Raw genomic sequence first — 14,567 nt, 5'->3', positions numbered from 1 at the left:
TCGCGCAATGAATGCAAGACCGGTACTGCGTGAATTGGCTGAGACTGCGGAACACCCTGTTTTGCGGCAATCCTCTGCCCTGTGTTACCGGATACGGCGTGGCCAGCCAGAGGTGTTGCTGATCACGACACGCCGAGCCCAGCGGTGGATTGTCCCCAAAGGGTGGCTCATCCCCGGCCTGACCCCATCAGAAACCGCAGTGCAGGAAGCCTGGGAAGAAGCGGGCGTGACGGGGCGATGCAGCAAAGCGGGGCTGGGGCAGTTTCTGCACCTCAAGCACCGCCCAAATCAGCCCCCGACCTTTATTCTGGTTGATGTTTTTGCGCTGCATGTACAGGTAATGTCGCAGGACTTCCCCGAAAAGCACGAGCGCAGGCGCAAGTGGTTTGCACCTGAATGCGCGGCCCAAAAGGTCAGATCACCCGAGCTTGCCGAATTGTTACGCGACTTTAAGACCCATACGCATTAAGATAGCGCCAGAGAGGCTTGATATTGTCAGTCTGGTCGGTATCTATTCGCCAATCGTAATTTTGGACTGAACATGATTCAATACGCGTTGAAATGCAGTGAAGGCCACACATTCGACAGCTGGTTTCAATCCGCAGAAGCCTTTGACAAGCTGGCCTCTGCCAAGATGGTGACCTGCGCGATCTGCGGATGTACGCAGGTTGCGAAGGCGATCATGACACCGCGTGTCCGACCGGCCCGGAATGCGCAGGGAAAGCCCGAAAACGCGCCTGCATCCAATGAACAGATCAACGTCGCCACCCCTTCGCCCGAGATCGAGAAAGTTCTGGCCGAAATACGCCGCCATGTCGAAAAGAACTCGGACTACGTTGGCAAGGATTTTGCAAGCGAAGCGCGCAAGATGCATCTGGGAGAGGCGCCAGAGCGTTCGATCTATGGTGAAGCCAGACCGGATGAGGCGAAATCGCTGATCGAAGATGGCGTGCCGGTGGCACCGCTGCCGTTTCTGCCCAGCAGAAAGACCAACTGATCCATGCATGTCGTGATCACCGGTGCCAATCGCGGTATCGGCCGCGCCCTTGCCACGCGCTACGACACCCGCGGTGACGCGGTTACCGGAACCGCACGCGATGGCAGTGCACAGGTCCGTCTGGACGTGTCGGACCCGGCCCAACAGGCAGCAATGGCCGAACAGCTGAAAGACCAGCCCGTTGATCTTCTGATCTGCAATGCCGGGGTCTATCTGGACAAGGGGCACACGATCAACGACTACCCCGCCGATATGTGGGCGCAAAGCTTTGCCACCAACGTGACCGGCGTTTTCCTGACCGTTCAGGCCTTGTTGCCCAATCTGCGCGCCGCAGGCGGCAAGGTCGCGATCATCTCGTCGCAGATGGCGTCCCATACGCGGGCACCGGGGGGCAGCTATATCTACCGTGCCTCCAAGGCGGCGGCGTTGAACCTGGGGCGGAATCTGGCGACGGATCTGAAAGCCGACGGGATCGCCGTGGGTATCTATCATCCGGGCTGGGTGCAAACCGACATGGGCGGCGCGGCCGCCGATATTGATGTCGATCAGGCCGTCTTGGGCCTGATGGAACGCTTTGAAGCCCTGTCAATCAGCTCTACCGGCTGTTTTGAAACCTATGACGGGCAGGCGCACGCTCACTGACCGGTCAGCGCCGCTTTGGGAATTTCATAGACCTCACCGGGTTCAATATAGACCACAAGCACGTCACCCAGCGTTTCATAAGTCATCTTCGAGGTCGAGCTGCTGGACTCCGGCGCACCATCCTTGAAATAGATGTTGCGCACCTTGCCACCCCCCAAAGCCACGGCCAGCGTCGTTGTGCCGTCATCATGGCGGCGCAGTTCTGCATTGCAGCTTTGCATCGGGTCACCGGCATTTGCGGCGCAGGGCACCTTGCCCAGTGCATTCTTTCCGTCCGTGCCGGCCACACTGGCAACCTGCGCCAATGCAGGCGACGACAACAAAGTAACGGCAAGGGCTAGGCGAAACATGGGGAACCTCTTGATTTGGTTGTTACTCGCAGGCTGACACCGCACCTGCGCAATGTAAAGCGGCCCTGTGCCACAGGCGGGTCCTGTTTGCGCTCTTGCTCTTGGGGTGCCCCTCGCTTATGAGGCTCGGGACCTCTAATCCAAGGCGCGGAGACTTTTGCCCCCATGCCCGTACTCGTTATGAAATTCGGCGGCACTTCGGTCGCCAACCTGGACCGCATCCGCCGTGCTGCCAAGCGCATCGGTGTCGAAGTTGCCAAGGGCTATGACGTGATCGTCATCGTCTCGGCCATGTCGGGCAAAACCAACGAGCTGGTGGGCTGGGTGAACGAGACCTCGCCGCTGTTTGATGCACGTGAATACGATGCTGTGGTATCTTCGGGCGAAAACGTCACCGCTGGCCTGATGGCGCTGACATTGCAGGAAATGGATGTTCCTGCGCGCAGCTGGCAGGGCTGGCAAGTGCCGCTGCTGACAACCAGCGCGCACAGCCAGGCGCGGATCGAAGACATCCCGACCACGAACATCAACCAGAAATTCGGCGAAGGCATGAAAGTGGCCGTTGTGGCCGGGTTTCAGGGGCTCAGCCCCGAAGGCCGCATCACTACGCTGGGCCGGGGTGGCTCTGACACCACTGCCGTGGCTTTTGCCGCCGCGTTTGGTGCGGAACGCTGCGACATCTATACCGACGTGGACGGCGTCTATACTACCGATCCGCGCATCTGCGAAAAGGCGCGCAAGCTGGACAGGATCTCGTTCGAGGAAATGCTCGAACTGGCGTCGCTGGGCGCCAAGGTGCTGCAGACCCGCTCGGTCGAGCTGGCGATGCGCTACAAGGTAAAACTGCGCGTTCTTTCAAGTTTCGAAGAACAATCCGACGAGGCCGGTACGCTGGTCGTTGACGAGGAGGATATCATGGAATCCAATGTTGTGGCCGGTGTGGCCTATTCCCGTGACGAGGCCAAGATGACCGTCGTTTCGGTGGCGGACCGTCCCGGTATCGCCTCGACCATCTTCACCGCGCTCAGCGATGAGGGCGTCAATGTCGACATGATCGTGCAGAACATCTCGGACGAGGGGCGCACGGACATGACCTTCTCGTGCCCCACCGATCAGGTGGTTCGTGCCGAAAAAGCGCTGCTGGCGATCAAGGACAAGGGCGAGCTCAACTATGCCGAACTGGTCGCCGATACCGGTGTCTGCAAGGTCTCGGTGGTGGGAATCGGTATGCGCTCGCAATCGGGTGTCGCGGCCAAAATGTTCAAGATACTCTCGGATGAGGGGATCAACATCAAGGTCATCACAACCTCCGAGATCAAAATTTCCGTTCTTATCGACAGGAAATACATGGAACTTGCCGTTCAGGCACTGCATGATGCCTTTGAACTGGACAAGGCGGCCTGAGCTGATCGGCCAAGGGTTTCGCCTGACACACTGAATTGGTTGGGCCATGGCGGACGGCACGGAAACAGAATCCCGCAAGCTGCTGGGGCGGTTGCGCGAGGCGATGGCCAGCGAAGCCGCTGGACAGGAGCGTCTTGATCAGATCACTCATCTGATCGCCGACAGCATGCGCAGCGAAGTGTGCTCAATCTATCTGTTCCGCGATGATGAGACCCTGGAACTCTGTGCGACCCAGGGGCTTGCGCCTGAATCGGTACACCAGACCCGGATGCGCATGGGCGAGGGGCTGGTGGGCAGGGTCGCCAAGACCGGCAAGGTGGTCAACACCCCGGATGCGCCGTCTGAAAAAGGGTTCCGGTATATGCCGGAAACCGGGGAAGAGCGGTTTTCGTCCTTTCTCGGCGTGCCGGTGCAGCGCCTTGGGGAAAAGCTGGGTGTTCTGGTTGTCCAGTCCCGCAAAGCGCGCGAATTTTCCGCCGACGAAATCTATGCGCTGGAAGTGGTGGCCATGGTCCTGGCCGAAATGACCGAACTGGGCGCCTTTGTCGGCGAAGGCGCGGCACTGTCGCCACGGCACCAGCAATCGGTCCTGCTGCGCGGCGGCCCGGCGCAGGAAGGCTCCGCCGAAGGCCATGTCTGGCTGCATGAACCCCGTGTGGTTGTCACCAATCCGATTGCCGAAGACCCGCACCGGGAACGCGAACGTCTGAACGAGGCGGTGGAAGAGCTGCGCGTCGGTGTCGACAAGATGCTCGAGATTTCCCGGGATGGTGACACCGAACAGCTCAAGGTGCTGGAAGCCTACCGGATGTTTGCCAATTCCAAAGGCTGGATGCGCCGGATGGAAGAGGACATTGCCCTGGGGCTCAGTGCCGAGGCCGCGGTCGAGAAAGAACAATCTCAGGCGCGCGCCCGGATGGGGCAGGTGTCCGATCCCTATCTGCGCGAACGGCTGGCGGATCTTGACGATCTCAGCAACCGTTTGTTGCGCATTCTGACCGGGCAGGGAAAAACCGACAGCGCCGATCTGCCGCCCGATCCGATTCTGGTCGCGCGCAATATCGGCCCCGGCGACCTGCTGGAATACGGGCGGGCGCTGAAGGGGATCATCCTCGAAGAAGGTTCAGTCGGCAGTCACGCCACCATTGTGGCCCGTGCGCTGGCAATCCCTCTGGTGGTCCATGTGGGCCGGATCACGACCGAAGCGCTGAACGGCGACCATGTGCTGGTGGACGGTGATCAGGGCGTTGTTCATCTGCGCCCCGAAGACAGCGTGGTCAGCGCCTTCCGCGACAAGATCGCGATGCAGGCCAAGGCACAGGAACGCTATGCCTCGATCCGCGAAACCCCCTGTGTCACACGCGACGGAACGCGCATCAATCTGGTGATGAACGCGGGCCTGATGGCCGATCTCCCGTCGCTGGGAACGTCGGGTGCCGAAGGTGTTGGCCTGTTCCGAACCGAGCTGCAATTCCTGATCCGCAATCAGATGCCCAAACGGTCCGAGCTGGTCACCCAGTATCAGCGGGTACTGGATGCGGCGGGCGACAAAAGGGTGGTATTCCGCACACTCGATATCGGGTCGGACAAGGTGCTGCCCTATATGAAACACGTGGCCGAACCCAACCCGGCCCTGGGTTGGCGCGCCATTCGAGTCGGTCTGGACAAACGCGGCGTGATGCGGATGCAGTTGCAGGCCCTTCTGCGCGCCGCCAATGGTCGCCCGCTGACCATCATGTTCCCCTTTGTCGCGCAGGCCGAGGAATATCGCGAAGCCCGCTGGGAGGTGAACAAAACTATCGAACGCGAAAAGCGACTGGGCCATGTTCTGCCCGAAACGCTTGAAGTCGGCGCGATGCTGGAAACTCCATCGCTGGCCTTTGCGCCGCAAAAGTTCTTTGACGAGGTCGATTTCATCTCGATCGGCGGGAATGACCTCAAGCAGTTCTTTTTTGCGGCTGACCGCGAAAATGAACTGGTCCGCCGCCGCTATGACACGTTGAACGTCAGTTTCCTGAGCCTGATGGAACGCATTGTCGAACGCTGCGGTCTTTCGGACACCCCGCTCAGTTTCTGTGGCGAGGATGCGGGCCGCCCGGTTGAAGCGCTGTGCCTTGCGGCCATGGGTATTCGCACCCTGTCGATGCGCCCGGCGTCGATTGGTCCGGTCAAAAGCCTGTTGCTGCGGTGTGACCTGATGGAGGTGCGCAAAATCATCGCGGACGCACGCCATCGTGGCGAACAATCTGTACGCCCGGCCGTGATGGAATGGCTGCGCAGTCAGGTATAGCCCGCAAAACCTCGCTTTTTGGGAAACTATGCTTGATTTTTTCGCGCGGGCTTTTTATCACGCAGGCAATGTTAGCGGTAACAGTATGCCGTAGAGCCGTTTCATGCCGTGCTGAACTGATATCGGCAAACTCGAGAAGGAGCCTGTGATGGTTTCACGCGTAATTCCGGTAGAGCCGTTCGATCTTGTGTTGTTCGGCGCGACCGGGGATCTGGCGCAACGTAAGATCCTGCCGGGCCTGTACCATCGGTTCGAGGTCGGCCAGATGCCTGATGGGGCGCGGATCATCGGCACGGCACGCTCGGATATCGACAGCGACGGGTTTCGCGATCAGGTTCGTGCATCGATGCAGGAATTCGCGCCAAAGTTCAAAAAGGGCACGCTGGACCGGTTCCTGTCCCATGTTGAATACGTGCCGGTGGATGCACTGGGCGATGCCGGATGGTCCGATCTGTCCAAGATGCTGCGCCCCGACGTGGTGCGGGCCTTTTACCTGTCAGTAGGCCCCAGCCTGTTTTCGGGCATTGCACAGCGCCTGCATGACGCAGGTCTGGCCACGCCGGACAGCCGCATCGTTGTCGAAAAGCCTTTCGGCCATGACCTGGCCTCGGCCAAAGCGCTGAACGAAGGCTTGCGGGCGTGTTTCAAGGAACACCAGATTTACCGGATCGACCATTATCTGGGCAAGGAAACCGTGCAGAACCTGATGGCGCTGCGCTTTGCGAATTCCCTGTTCGAGCCGCTTTGGAATTCGACCCATGTCGACCATGTGCAGATCACCGTGGCGGAAACCGTCGGGGTCGAAGGGCGCGGGGCCTATTACGATCAATCCGGCGCGATGCGGGACATGATCCAGAACCATCTGGTGCAATTGTTGTGCCTGACCGCGATGGAACCTCCGTCAAAGTTCTCTCCCAACGCGGTGCGCGACGAGAAGGTCAAGGTGATCGAGGCGCTGGAACCGGTCGAACCCAGGGATATCGCCCGTGGTCAGTATCGCACGGGCAAGGGCGGTGACGGATACCTTGATCACGTTGGCAAGCCGGCCAGCCGCACCGAAAGCTTTATTGCGCTCAAGGTCCATATCGGCAACTGGCGCTGGGCCGGGGTACCGTTCTACCTGCGCACAGGCAAACGCCTGCGCGCACGTGCCTCTGAAATCGCGGTGTTCTTCCGCGACCCGCCACACACGATCTTTCCCAATGTCGGCCCGTTGCATGGCAACGTGCTGGTGATCCGCCTGCAACCTGACGAAGGCATCACCCTGCGCACAACGATAAAGGAACCGGGGCAGGGCGGGTTCCGCCTGTCAGATGTCGCTCTGGACATGAGCTTTGCCGACGCGCTGGGTGATGACTCGCAATCCCCGGACGCATATGAACGCCTGATCATGGATGTCATCCGGGGCGATCAGACCCTGTTCATGCGCGGGGACGAGGCCGAGGCCGCCTGGGCCTGGGTCGATCCCATCATTCACGGCTGGGAACAGCGCGGGGACAAACCCGCCAAGTACGATCAGGGCAGTTCAGGCCCCGAAGAAGCACTGATGCTGATGCATCGCGATGGGCGTCGCTGGCGTCAGATCGGAGGGTAATCATGGTTCACTCTGTCATTTCCGACGTCACCAAACGGATCATCGACCGCAGCGCCGGTCTGCGCGCCCCCCATATCGACCGGATGGAACAGGCCAGATCCAAGGGCCCCGCCCGTGCGCACCTGTCCTGTAGCGGTCAGGCCCATGCCTATGCGGGTGCGGGTGAAGACCAGCAATCCATGGCCACCGGCACGGCGGGCAATCTGGGCATCGTCACCGCCTATAACGACATGCTGTCTGCCCATCAGCCCTTTGAACGGTACCCCGCCCTGATCCGCGATGCGATCCGCGCTGCCGGAGGCACCGCACAGGTCGCGGGTGGCGTGCCAGCCATGTGCGACGGTGTCACCCAGGGCGAAGCAGGGATGGAGTTGTCGCTGTTTTCACGCGACGTGATCGCATTGGCAACTGGCGTAGCACTCAGCCACAACACTTATGACGCGGCAGTCTTCCTCGGCGTCTGCGACAAGATTGTCCCCGGTCTGATCATCGGCGCGCAGGCGTTCGGGCATCTGCCTGCCGTGTTCCTGCCCGCAGGACCAATGACCAGCGGTCTGCCCAATGACGAAAAGGCCAAGGTCCGTCAGAAATTCGCTGCCGGAGAGGTCGGGCGCGACGAACTGATGGCCGCCGAAATGGCCGCCTATCACGGCCCCGGCACCTGCACTTTCTACGGCACCGCCAATACCAACCAGATGCTGATGGAGTTCATGGGCCTGCACCTGCCGGGCTCCAGCTTCGTCAATCCCAACACGCCCTTGCGCGACGCGCTGACACAAGAGGGCGCGCGCCGCGCCCTGTCGCTCAGCGCGCTGGGAAACAGCTATACCCCGGTTTATCAGGTGCTCGACGAACGGGCCTTTGTGAACGGTATCGTCGGCCTGATGGCGACCGGAGGCTCGACCAATCTGCTGATCCACCTGATCGCCATGGCGCGCGCCGGGGGTATCGTGCTGGATTGGCAGGATTTTTCCGATATCTCCGCCGTTGTTCCACTGGTCGCGCGGGTCTATCCCAACGGTCTGGCCGACGTGAACCACTTCCACGCCGCAGGCGGGCTTGGGTTCACCATCGGCACGTTGCTCGAAGAAGGTTTGCTGCACCCCGATACGCTGACCGTCGCCGGGCAGGGCCTGCACAATTACACGCGCGAGCCCAAGCTGATCAATGGTGAGCTGACCTGGCAAGACGGTGCAGGCCACAGCCTGAATGACAAGATCGTCCGCCCCGCCCGCGACCCGTTCCAGCCCACCGGCGGCCTGTCGCGCCTGACCGGCAATCTGGGCACCGGGGTCATGAAAGTATCAGCCGTCGCGCCAGAACATCAGGTGGTCGAGGCTCCTGTCCGCGTTTTCCACGACCAGGACGCGGTCAAGGCAGCCTTCAAGGCTGGCGAGTTCACCGGTGACGTCATCGTCGTCGTGCGCTTCCAGGGCCCCAAGGCCAACGGGATGCCGGAACTGCACTCGCTGACGCCCATGCTGTCGATCCTGCAGGGCCGGGGGCAGAAAGTGGCGCTGGTCACCGATGGCCGCATGTCTGGCGCGTCCGGCAAGGTACCCGCCGCCATCCATGTCGTCCCCGAAGCGCTCGACCGCGGCCCCATTGCATACCTTCAGGACGGTGACATCCTGCGCGTTGACGCGGTCAGGGGTGATCTGGAAATCCTCACCGCAGGCGTTCTGGACCGCGCGCCTGTCACCACCGACCTGTCCGCCAATCAACACGGTGCAGGGCGCGATCTTTTTGGTGCGTTCCGCCAGAATGTCGGCTCGGCCGACACCGGTGCCAGCATTTTCGGAGTTTAATCCCATGTCCAAATCCCAACGCACCCGTGAAATCTGCGCACTTGCCCCGATCGTTCCGGTTCTGGTTGTCGATGACGTCGCGCAGGCCCACCCGCTGGCCGAGGCATTGGTCGCCGGCGGTCTGCCAGCGCTCGAGGTCACCTTGCGCACGCCCGCCGCGCTCGACGCGATCCGCGCGATGGCCAAGGTGCCCGGCGGCGTGGTCGGCGCAGGTACGCTGGTCACACCCGAAGACGTCCGCGCCGCCAAAGAGGCGGGCGCGCAGTTCGGCGTCTCTCCGGGCGCAACCGACGCGCTCATCGCGGCGTGCGAGACCGAGGGTCTGCCGCTGTTGCCCGGCGCGGCCACGGCCAGCGAAGCGATGGCATTGCTGGAAAAAGGCTATGACATGCTGAAATTCTTCCCGGCCGAGGCCTCGGGCGGCGCGCCCGCACTCAAGGCAATCGGTGCGCCCCTGCCGCAGATCAGCTTTTGCCCGACAGGCGGGGTGTCGCCGTCCAACGCCCGTGACTACCTGTCCCTGTCCAATGTGGTCTGCGCCGGTGGCAGCTGGGTCGCGCCCAAGCAGATGGTCGAAAGCGGCGACTGGGCCGGGATCGAAACACTTGCGCGCGAGGCATCGAAGCTGGCGGATTGACGCCGCGAAGCCCCTCGGTAATGTGGGCGTCAACTCAGACAGGTTGACCCCATGACACAGACATCTGCCCTCTCCCAGGGGCGAACTTATTTGGCAATCCCGGGCCCTTCGGTGATGCCGGACGCGGTCCTGCAGGCGATGCATCGCCCGTCGCCCAATATCTACGATGGCGCGCTCATCGACATGATGCCCGACCTGACCCGTGATCTGCGCCGGGTTGCTCGCACAGGCCATGACGTCGCCATCTATATCGCCAACGGTCACGGCACGTGGGAGGCCGCGTTGTCCAACGTGATCGCCCCCGGCGAAACCGTTCTGGCTCCTGCCTCGGGCCGGTTCACCCATGGCTGGGCCGAGATGGCCGAAGGCATCGGAGCAAAGGTGCAGCTGATCGATTTCGGCACCTCATCCGCCTGGGATCTCGACCGAATTGCCGACGCATTGCGCGCGGATAAAAGCCATCAGATCAAGGCCGTTCTCGCGGTTCATGTGGACACATCAAGCTCGATCCGCAACGATATCCCGGCACTGCGCAAACTGCTCGACGATCTGGACCACCCGGCGCTGTTGATGGCCGATTGCATTGCCTCGCTGGGATGCGACCGGTTCGAGATGGATGAATGGGGCGTCGATGTCACGGTCACCGCCTGCCAGAAAGGCCTGATGACCCCCGCAGGCACAGGCTTTGTCTTTTTCAACGACAAAGCACAGGCCAAGCGGGCCGCCATGCCGCGTGTGTCGCGATACTGGGACTGGCAGCTACGCGCCAATCCCGACCTGTTCTACCAGTATTTCGACGGTACCGCGCCGACACATCACCTTTATGGTTTGCGCGCCGCGCTCGACCTGATCCATGCGGAAGGGATCGAACAGGTCTGGGCCCGCCATGAGCGTCTGGCGACCGCCATCTGGGCGGCCTGCGAAACATGGGCCGAAGGCGGCGCGCTGCATCTGAACGTTGCCGACCGCGACCACCGCAGCCATGCCGTTACAGCCCTGCGCCTGACCGGAGGGCGCGGCACGGCCCTACGCGCGTTCACCGAACATCAACTGGGCCTGACATTGGGCATTGGCCTTGGGATGGAGGATTACGACAGCTGTTTCCGCCTCGGGCATATGGGCCATGTCAACGGGCAAATGGTGATGGCGATGCTGGGCGGTATGGAAACGGCCATGGCCGCGCTTGATATCCCCCGTGGCAAAGGCGCGCTCGAGGCCGCCGCCGCCGTCCTGGCCGCCTGATACACGTCAGACGAACAGCGCTGATCCGCTCCTTCATCTGGCCAAAAATATCCTCGGGGGGAATCGCGCATTGCGCGATGGGGGGCAGACAGCCCCCCTTTGCCCCGATGGCAAGACAGACCAGTGCTAGGCAGTATGTGACCGCGCCTCCGCTAGCGCCTTGGGCAAGGCGGCCGCAAAAGCATCCAGATCTGCTGTTTCACCACAGCTTACCCGGATGCACCTGTTCTGGGGCGCTGCAAACGGCATCCGAACAAACAGACCCCGCGCAACCAAAGCCTCCAGTACCGCTCTGGCGAACTCGCCATCCCGCCCGCAATCAATCGTCACGAAATTGGTGGCCGAGGGCAGGGGCTCCAACCCGTTCTCGCGGGCAATCGTTCCTATCCGCTCACGCGCCTCTGCGATCTGTGCCTGAATGTGCTCCAGCCACGCACCATCCTGCAACGCGGCCAGCGCCCCGGCCTGCGCCGCGCGGTTCATGCCGAAATGGTTGCGCACCTTGTTGAAGGCTGCAATCAGGTCGGGCGCTCCAATGGCATAGCCAACCCGTGCGCCCGCCATGCCATAGACCTTGGAAAATGTCCGCATCCGGATCAAGCGGGGGTCGTCTGCGCTGACGGGTGCCGCTGTCCCATCTGGCGCGCATTCCACATAAGCCTCGTCCAGAATCAGCAGGCAACCGTCGGGCAGGTCATCCATCGCCGCCACGATATCCGCGCCGGAATGCCAGCTGCCCATCGGATTGTCCGGATTGGCCAGATAGACCAGTTTCGCACCCACCTCGGCCGCCTTCGCAAACAGGGCCGCCGGGTCTTCGTGATCCCCGGCATAAGGGACCTTGTGCAGAACGCCACCGAACCCGGCCACATGATAATTAAAGGTGGGATACGCCCCGTCCGAGGTCACAACCGCATTCCCGGGCTCTACAACCAGACGCACAAGATAACCCAGAAGCCCGTCAATCCCTTCGCCTACGACGATATTTTCGGGCGTTACCCCGTGATACTCGGCCAAAGCATGGCGCAGATCGTGATTCTCGGGATCGCCATACATCCAGATATCAGACGCGGCCTGCTCCATGGCCCGGATCGCGCGGGGCGAGGGGCCAAACACGCTCTCATTGGCCCCAAGACGGGCAATGAACGCCGCGCCGCGCTGACGCTCTTGCGTTTCGGGGCCCACAAAGGGCACGGTGGCGGGCAGGGATTGGGTAAGCGGGGTGTATCGAGGTCCTGTCATGCCTGCAGATAACCCCAAGCCCGAGCTTCGGGCAAGCGCGCACCTCATCCCGCGCGTCAGAACGTATTGAAACAAAAGTAAGGAGCGCAGATGCACATACTGTCTGCCATTGTTCTTCTGGGCCTTGCCTATCTTCTGTTCTGGCCCGTTCCCGTTATCCCCGTCGCCGTTGAGATACCGGAAGATGCCGGTTTCACAGGAGATTTCGCAGAAAACACCGCGCTGGACGCCGCGCAGCTGATCCGCCTGCCGGATGGGGAAACCGGCCCCGAAGATATCGCCATCCTGCCCGACGGCGCGGTCTATACGACCAGCCGGTCTGGCACGCTCTATCGGATTGACGGGGCTGAACCTGTTGTGGTCGACCAATTTGGCGGGCGTCCTCTGGGCCTCAGGGCCGGGCCGGATGGCGCGCTCTATATTGCCGACAGCTTTCGCGGGGTGATGCGCTGGACCGGACCGGGCACGCTTGAATCCGTGGTGGCCGATATCGACGGTGCACCCGTGGTCTATGCAAACCAACTGGACGTGGCACAGGACGGCACGATCTATTTTTCGAACTCCTCTGACCGGTTCGACCCCGAAACCATGGGCGGAACCAAGCCGACCTCGGTCCTGACCATCTGGGAACAGTCCGATACAGGCTATGTCGCCCGTCACACACCCGACGGCAGAACCGAAAAGATTGCCACTGGGTTCGTCTATACCAATGGCATTGCCCTCTCGCCCGATACAGATTTCCTGCTGATCGCCGAGACCGGCCGCGCACGGGTGCACAAGCTGTGGCTCAGCGGGCCGAAAGCCGGTCAGCAAGAGGTCTTGCTGGACAATCTGCCGGGCTATCCCGACAATCTCGAAGCACAGGGCGATGGCACCTACTGGATGGCCTTCGCCAGCCCGCGTGTCCCGTCCGAGGCGCTGATGCCGTACCCCTTCCTGCGCAAGGTGATCTGGCGGCTGGGTCCGGCTGTGCGCCCGGCGCCGATCCATCGGGGTATGCTGGTGCAGTTCGATGGTGAAGGCACGATCCTGCGCACGCTACAGGATCCGCAGGGCCGTATTGGCATCACGACAGGGGGCCGGATCGTGGGCGATCAGTTCTATGTCATGACGCTCGATTCTCCCTGGTTCGGGCGGATGCCTGTCAGCGATATGCCCTGACGTCGCAGTGGAAATCGGCGTCCCGTCCGGGCATGGTCGCCGCAACTGAATTTCGGGAGGTCCCCCATGTCACGCGTATCCGTCACCTATCAAGACCATGTTGCCCATGTCACCCTGACCCGGGGTGACAAGATGAACGCGCTGGATGACGCGATGGTCAAGGCATTGCTCTCTGCCGGGCAAGAGGTCGCCGCCTCGGATGCCCGCGCCGTGGTTTTGTCGGGCGAGGGGAAAAGCTTCTGCGCCGGGCTCGACATGGCAAGCTTTGCCAAGATGGCCCATATGGACCCCACCAAATGGCTGACGACCCGCAGCCACGAAGATGCCAACGAAATGCAGGAGCTTGCCCTGATCTGGCGTCGCGTACCGGTGCCGGTGATCTGCGCCATTCAGGGTGTCGCCTATGGTGGTGGCCTGCAAATTGCGCTGGGCGCGGATATCCGTATCGCGCACCCCGAGGCGAAACTGGCGGTGATGGAGATGAAGTGGGGTATCATCCCCGATATGGGCGGCATGGTTCTGCTGCCCCGGCTTGTGCGTTCGGACGTGCTGCGTCTGCTGACCTACACGGCCCGGCCCATCGGCGCGCAGCAGGCGATGGATTGGGGGCTGGTCACGCAGCTTTCAGATGATCCGCTGACCGAAGCTCTGGCCATTGCCGAGAATATCGCCGGTCAAAGCCCCTCGGCTATCCGTGCGGCCAAGCGGCTGATCGAAGTGGCCGAAACCCAGCCCCGCGCAGACGTTCTCAAGGCGGAATCCGCCGAGCAGGTGGAGCTGATCGGCAAGCCTCATCAGATGGAGGTCGTGATGGCGCAGATGCAGGGCCGCAAGCCCGAGTTCAAGTGATCAGCGCATGAAAGCCCGCCGTGCATCGCGGGCCATGTTGTAACGCATTTCCAGATCAGCGATCTCCGACATCGCGGCCCGGCGTTCCGCGGGGTCGGTCAGGGCCGGATACGCTTTGCGGGCCGCATCCAGTTTCTTTTTGATGTCGAACTCTTCGGGCAGAACCCCGGCTTGCGCCATGATCCGGTGCCCGGCGGCGATGGCTGGATCGCCCTGCGCCTCGCCGGACCGGTCGGGCAGGGGGAGACCTTCGCCGACAAGGCCCTGCAACTGCCCCTCGGCCTGTGCCTTTTTGATCTGGCGCTCCACCAGTTTTCCAAGTGAACCGAACATGGCGCAATAATACCCGGT

The 14,567-nt window shown here is 61.8% G+C and carries 14 protein-coding genes; 11 read left to right on the top strand and 3 right to left on the bottom strand.

Going from position 1 to position 14,567, the window contains the following annotated elements; genetic code table 11:
- The first annotated feature begins 7 nt into the window (after positions 1–7).
- From AC2FPW_RS01780 to AC2FPW_RS01770, 3 genes are all read left to right on the top strand, one after another.
- Positions 8–469, top strand: coding sequence for an NUDIX hydrolase (locus AC2FPW_RS01780; RefSeq protein ID WP_496812382.1), 462 nt, complete (start codon positions 8–10; stop codon positions 467–469).
- Positions 470–541: 72 nt separating this feature from the next.
- Positions 542–997: a DUF1178 family protein gene (locus AC2FPW_RS01775; RefSeq protein WP_480546425.1), complete on the top strand. Its 456-nt coding sequence runs from the start codon at positions 542–544 to the stop codon at positions 995–997.
- A 3-nt stretch (positions 998–1,000) separates the two neighbouring features.
- Positions 1,001–1,639, top strand: coding sequence for an SDR family NAD(P)-dependent oxidoreductase (locus AC2FPW_RS01770; protein ID WP_496812381.1), 639 nt, complete (start codon positions 1,001–1,003; stop codon positions 1,637–1,639).
- Here the strand turns inward: AC2FPW_RS01770 and AC2FPW_RS01765 are convergent.
- Positions 1,633–1,989 (bottom strand): hypothetical protein, encoded by a 357-nt coding sequence (locus tag AC2FPW_RS01765; protein WP_480488468.1) that lies wholly within the window; start codon positions 1,987–1,989, stop codon positions 1,633–1,635. The genes AC2FPW_RS01770 and AC2FPW_RS01765 overlap by 7 nt on opposite strands.
- A gap of 165 nt (positions 1,990–2,154) precedes the next feature.
- Here AC2FPW_RS01765 and AC2FPW_RS01760 point away from each other — a divergent pair, with 165 nt between their 5' ends.
- The 6 genes from AC2FPW_RS01760 to AC2FPW_RS01735 all read left to right on the top strand — a co-directional run bounded on the left by AC2FPW_RS01760 (position 2,155) and on the right by AC2FPW_RS01735 (position 10,964).
- Positions 2,155–3,393 carry an aspartate kinase gene (locus AC2FPW_RS01760; RefSeq protein WP_480488466.1) on the top strand — a complete coding sequence of 413 codons (1,239 nt, stop codon included), beginning with the start codon at positions 2,155–2,157 and terminating at the stop codon, positions 3,391–3,393.
- Between the two features lie 46 nt (positions 3,394–3,439).
- Positions 3,440–5,683 (top strand): phosphoenolpyruvate--protein phosphotransferase, encoded by a 2,244-nt coding sequence (gene ptsP / locus AC2FPW_RS01755; protein WP_480507789.1) that lies wholly within the window; start codon positions 3,440–3,442, stop codon positions 5,681–5,683.
- 148 nt (positions 5,684–5,831) lie between these two features.
- Positions 5,832–7,277 carry a glucose-6-phosphate dehydrogenase gene (zwf, locus tag AC2FPW_RS01750; protein ID WP_496812380.1) on the top strand — a complete coding sequence of 482 codons (1,446 nt, stop codon included), beginning with the start codon at positions 5,832–5,834 and terminating at the stop codon, positions 7,275–7,277.
- 2 nt (positions 7,278–7,279) lie between these two features.
- On the top strand, positions 7,280–9,085 hold the full coding sequence (gene edd, locus AC2FPW_RS01745; RefSeq protein WP_496812379.1) for a phosphogluconate dehydratase: 1,806 nt from the start codon (positions 7,280–7,282) through the stop codon (positions 9,083–9,085).
- Between the two features lie 4 nt (positions 9,086–9,089).
- Positions 9,090–9,722 (top strand): bifunctional 4-hydroxy-2-oxoglutarate aldolase/2-dehydro-3-deoxy-phosphogluconate aldolase, encoded by a 633-nt coding sequence (locus AC2FPW_RS01740; protein ID WP_496812378.1) that lies wholly within the window; start codon positions 9,090–9,092, stop codon positions 9,720–9,722.
- 51 nt (positions 9,723–9,773) lie between these two features.
- The gene (locus AC2FPW_RS01735; protein WP_496812377.1) at positions 9,774–10,964 is read left to right on the top strand and encodes a pyridoxal-phosphate-dependent aminotransferase family protein; all 1,191 of its coding nucleotides are present in this window, start codon (positions 9,774–9,776) and stop codon (positions 10,962–10,964) included.
- A gap of 126 nt (positions 10,965–11,090) precedes the next feature.
- Here AC2FPW_RS01735 and AC2FPW_RS01730 read toward each other — a convergent pair whose 3' ends face one another.
- Complete coding sequence (locus tag AC2FPW_RS01730; protein ID WP_496812376.1) at positions 11,091–12,206, bottom strand: pyridoxal phosphate-dependent aminotransferase; 1,116 nt, start codon at positions 12,204–12,206, stop codon at positions 11,091–11,093.
- Positions 12,207–12,296: 90 nt separating this feature from the next.
- Here AC2FPW_RS01730 and AC2FPW_RS01725 point away from each other — a divergent pair, with 90 nt between their 5' ends.
- Together AC2FPW_RS01725 and AC2FPW_RS01720 are read left to right on the top strand one after the other, a co-directional pair.
- On the top strand, positions 12,297–13,367 hold the full coding sequence (locus tag AC2FPW_RS01725) for an SMP-30/gluconolactonase/LRE family protein (RefSeq protein ID WP_496812375.1): 1,071 nt from the start codon (positions 12,297–12,299) through the stop codon (positions 13,365–13,367).
- Positions 13,368–13,433: 66 nt separating this feature from the next.
- Entirely contained in the window at positions 13,434–14,216 is a 783-nt protein-coding gene (locus AC2FPW_RS01720; RefSeq protein WP_496753020.1) for a crotonase/enoyl-CoA hydratase family protein, read from the top strand.
- Here the strand turns inward: AC2FPW_RS01720 and AC2FPW_RS01715 are convergent, their stop codons facing one another.
- Positions 14,217–14,549 carry a DnaJ family domain-containing protein gene (locus tag AC2FPW_RS01715; protein WP_267363466.1) on the bottom strand — a complete coding sequence of 111 codons (333 nt, stop codon included), beginning with the start codon at positions 14,547–14,549 and terminating at the stop codon, positions 14,217–14,219. It lies immediately after the preceding gene.
- Between the last annotated feature and the right edge of the window lie 18 nt (positions 14,550–14,567).

Source organism: Ruegeria sp. SATB027, assembly GCF_059613825.1.
Note: the sequence above shows the minus strand (reverse complement) of the source record. Positions and strands in the feature narration are given on the sequence as shown.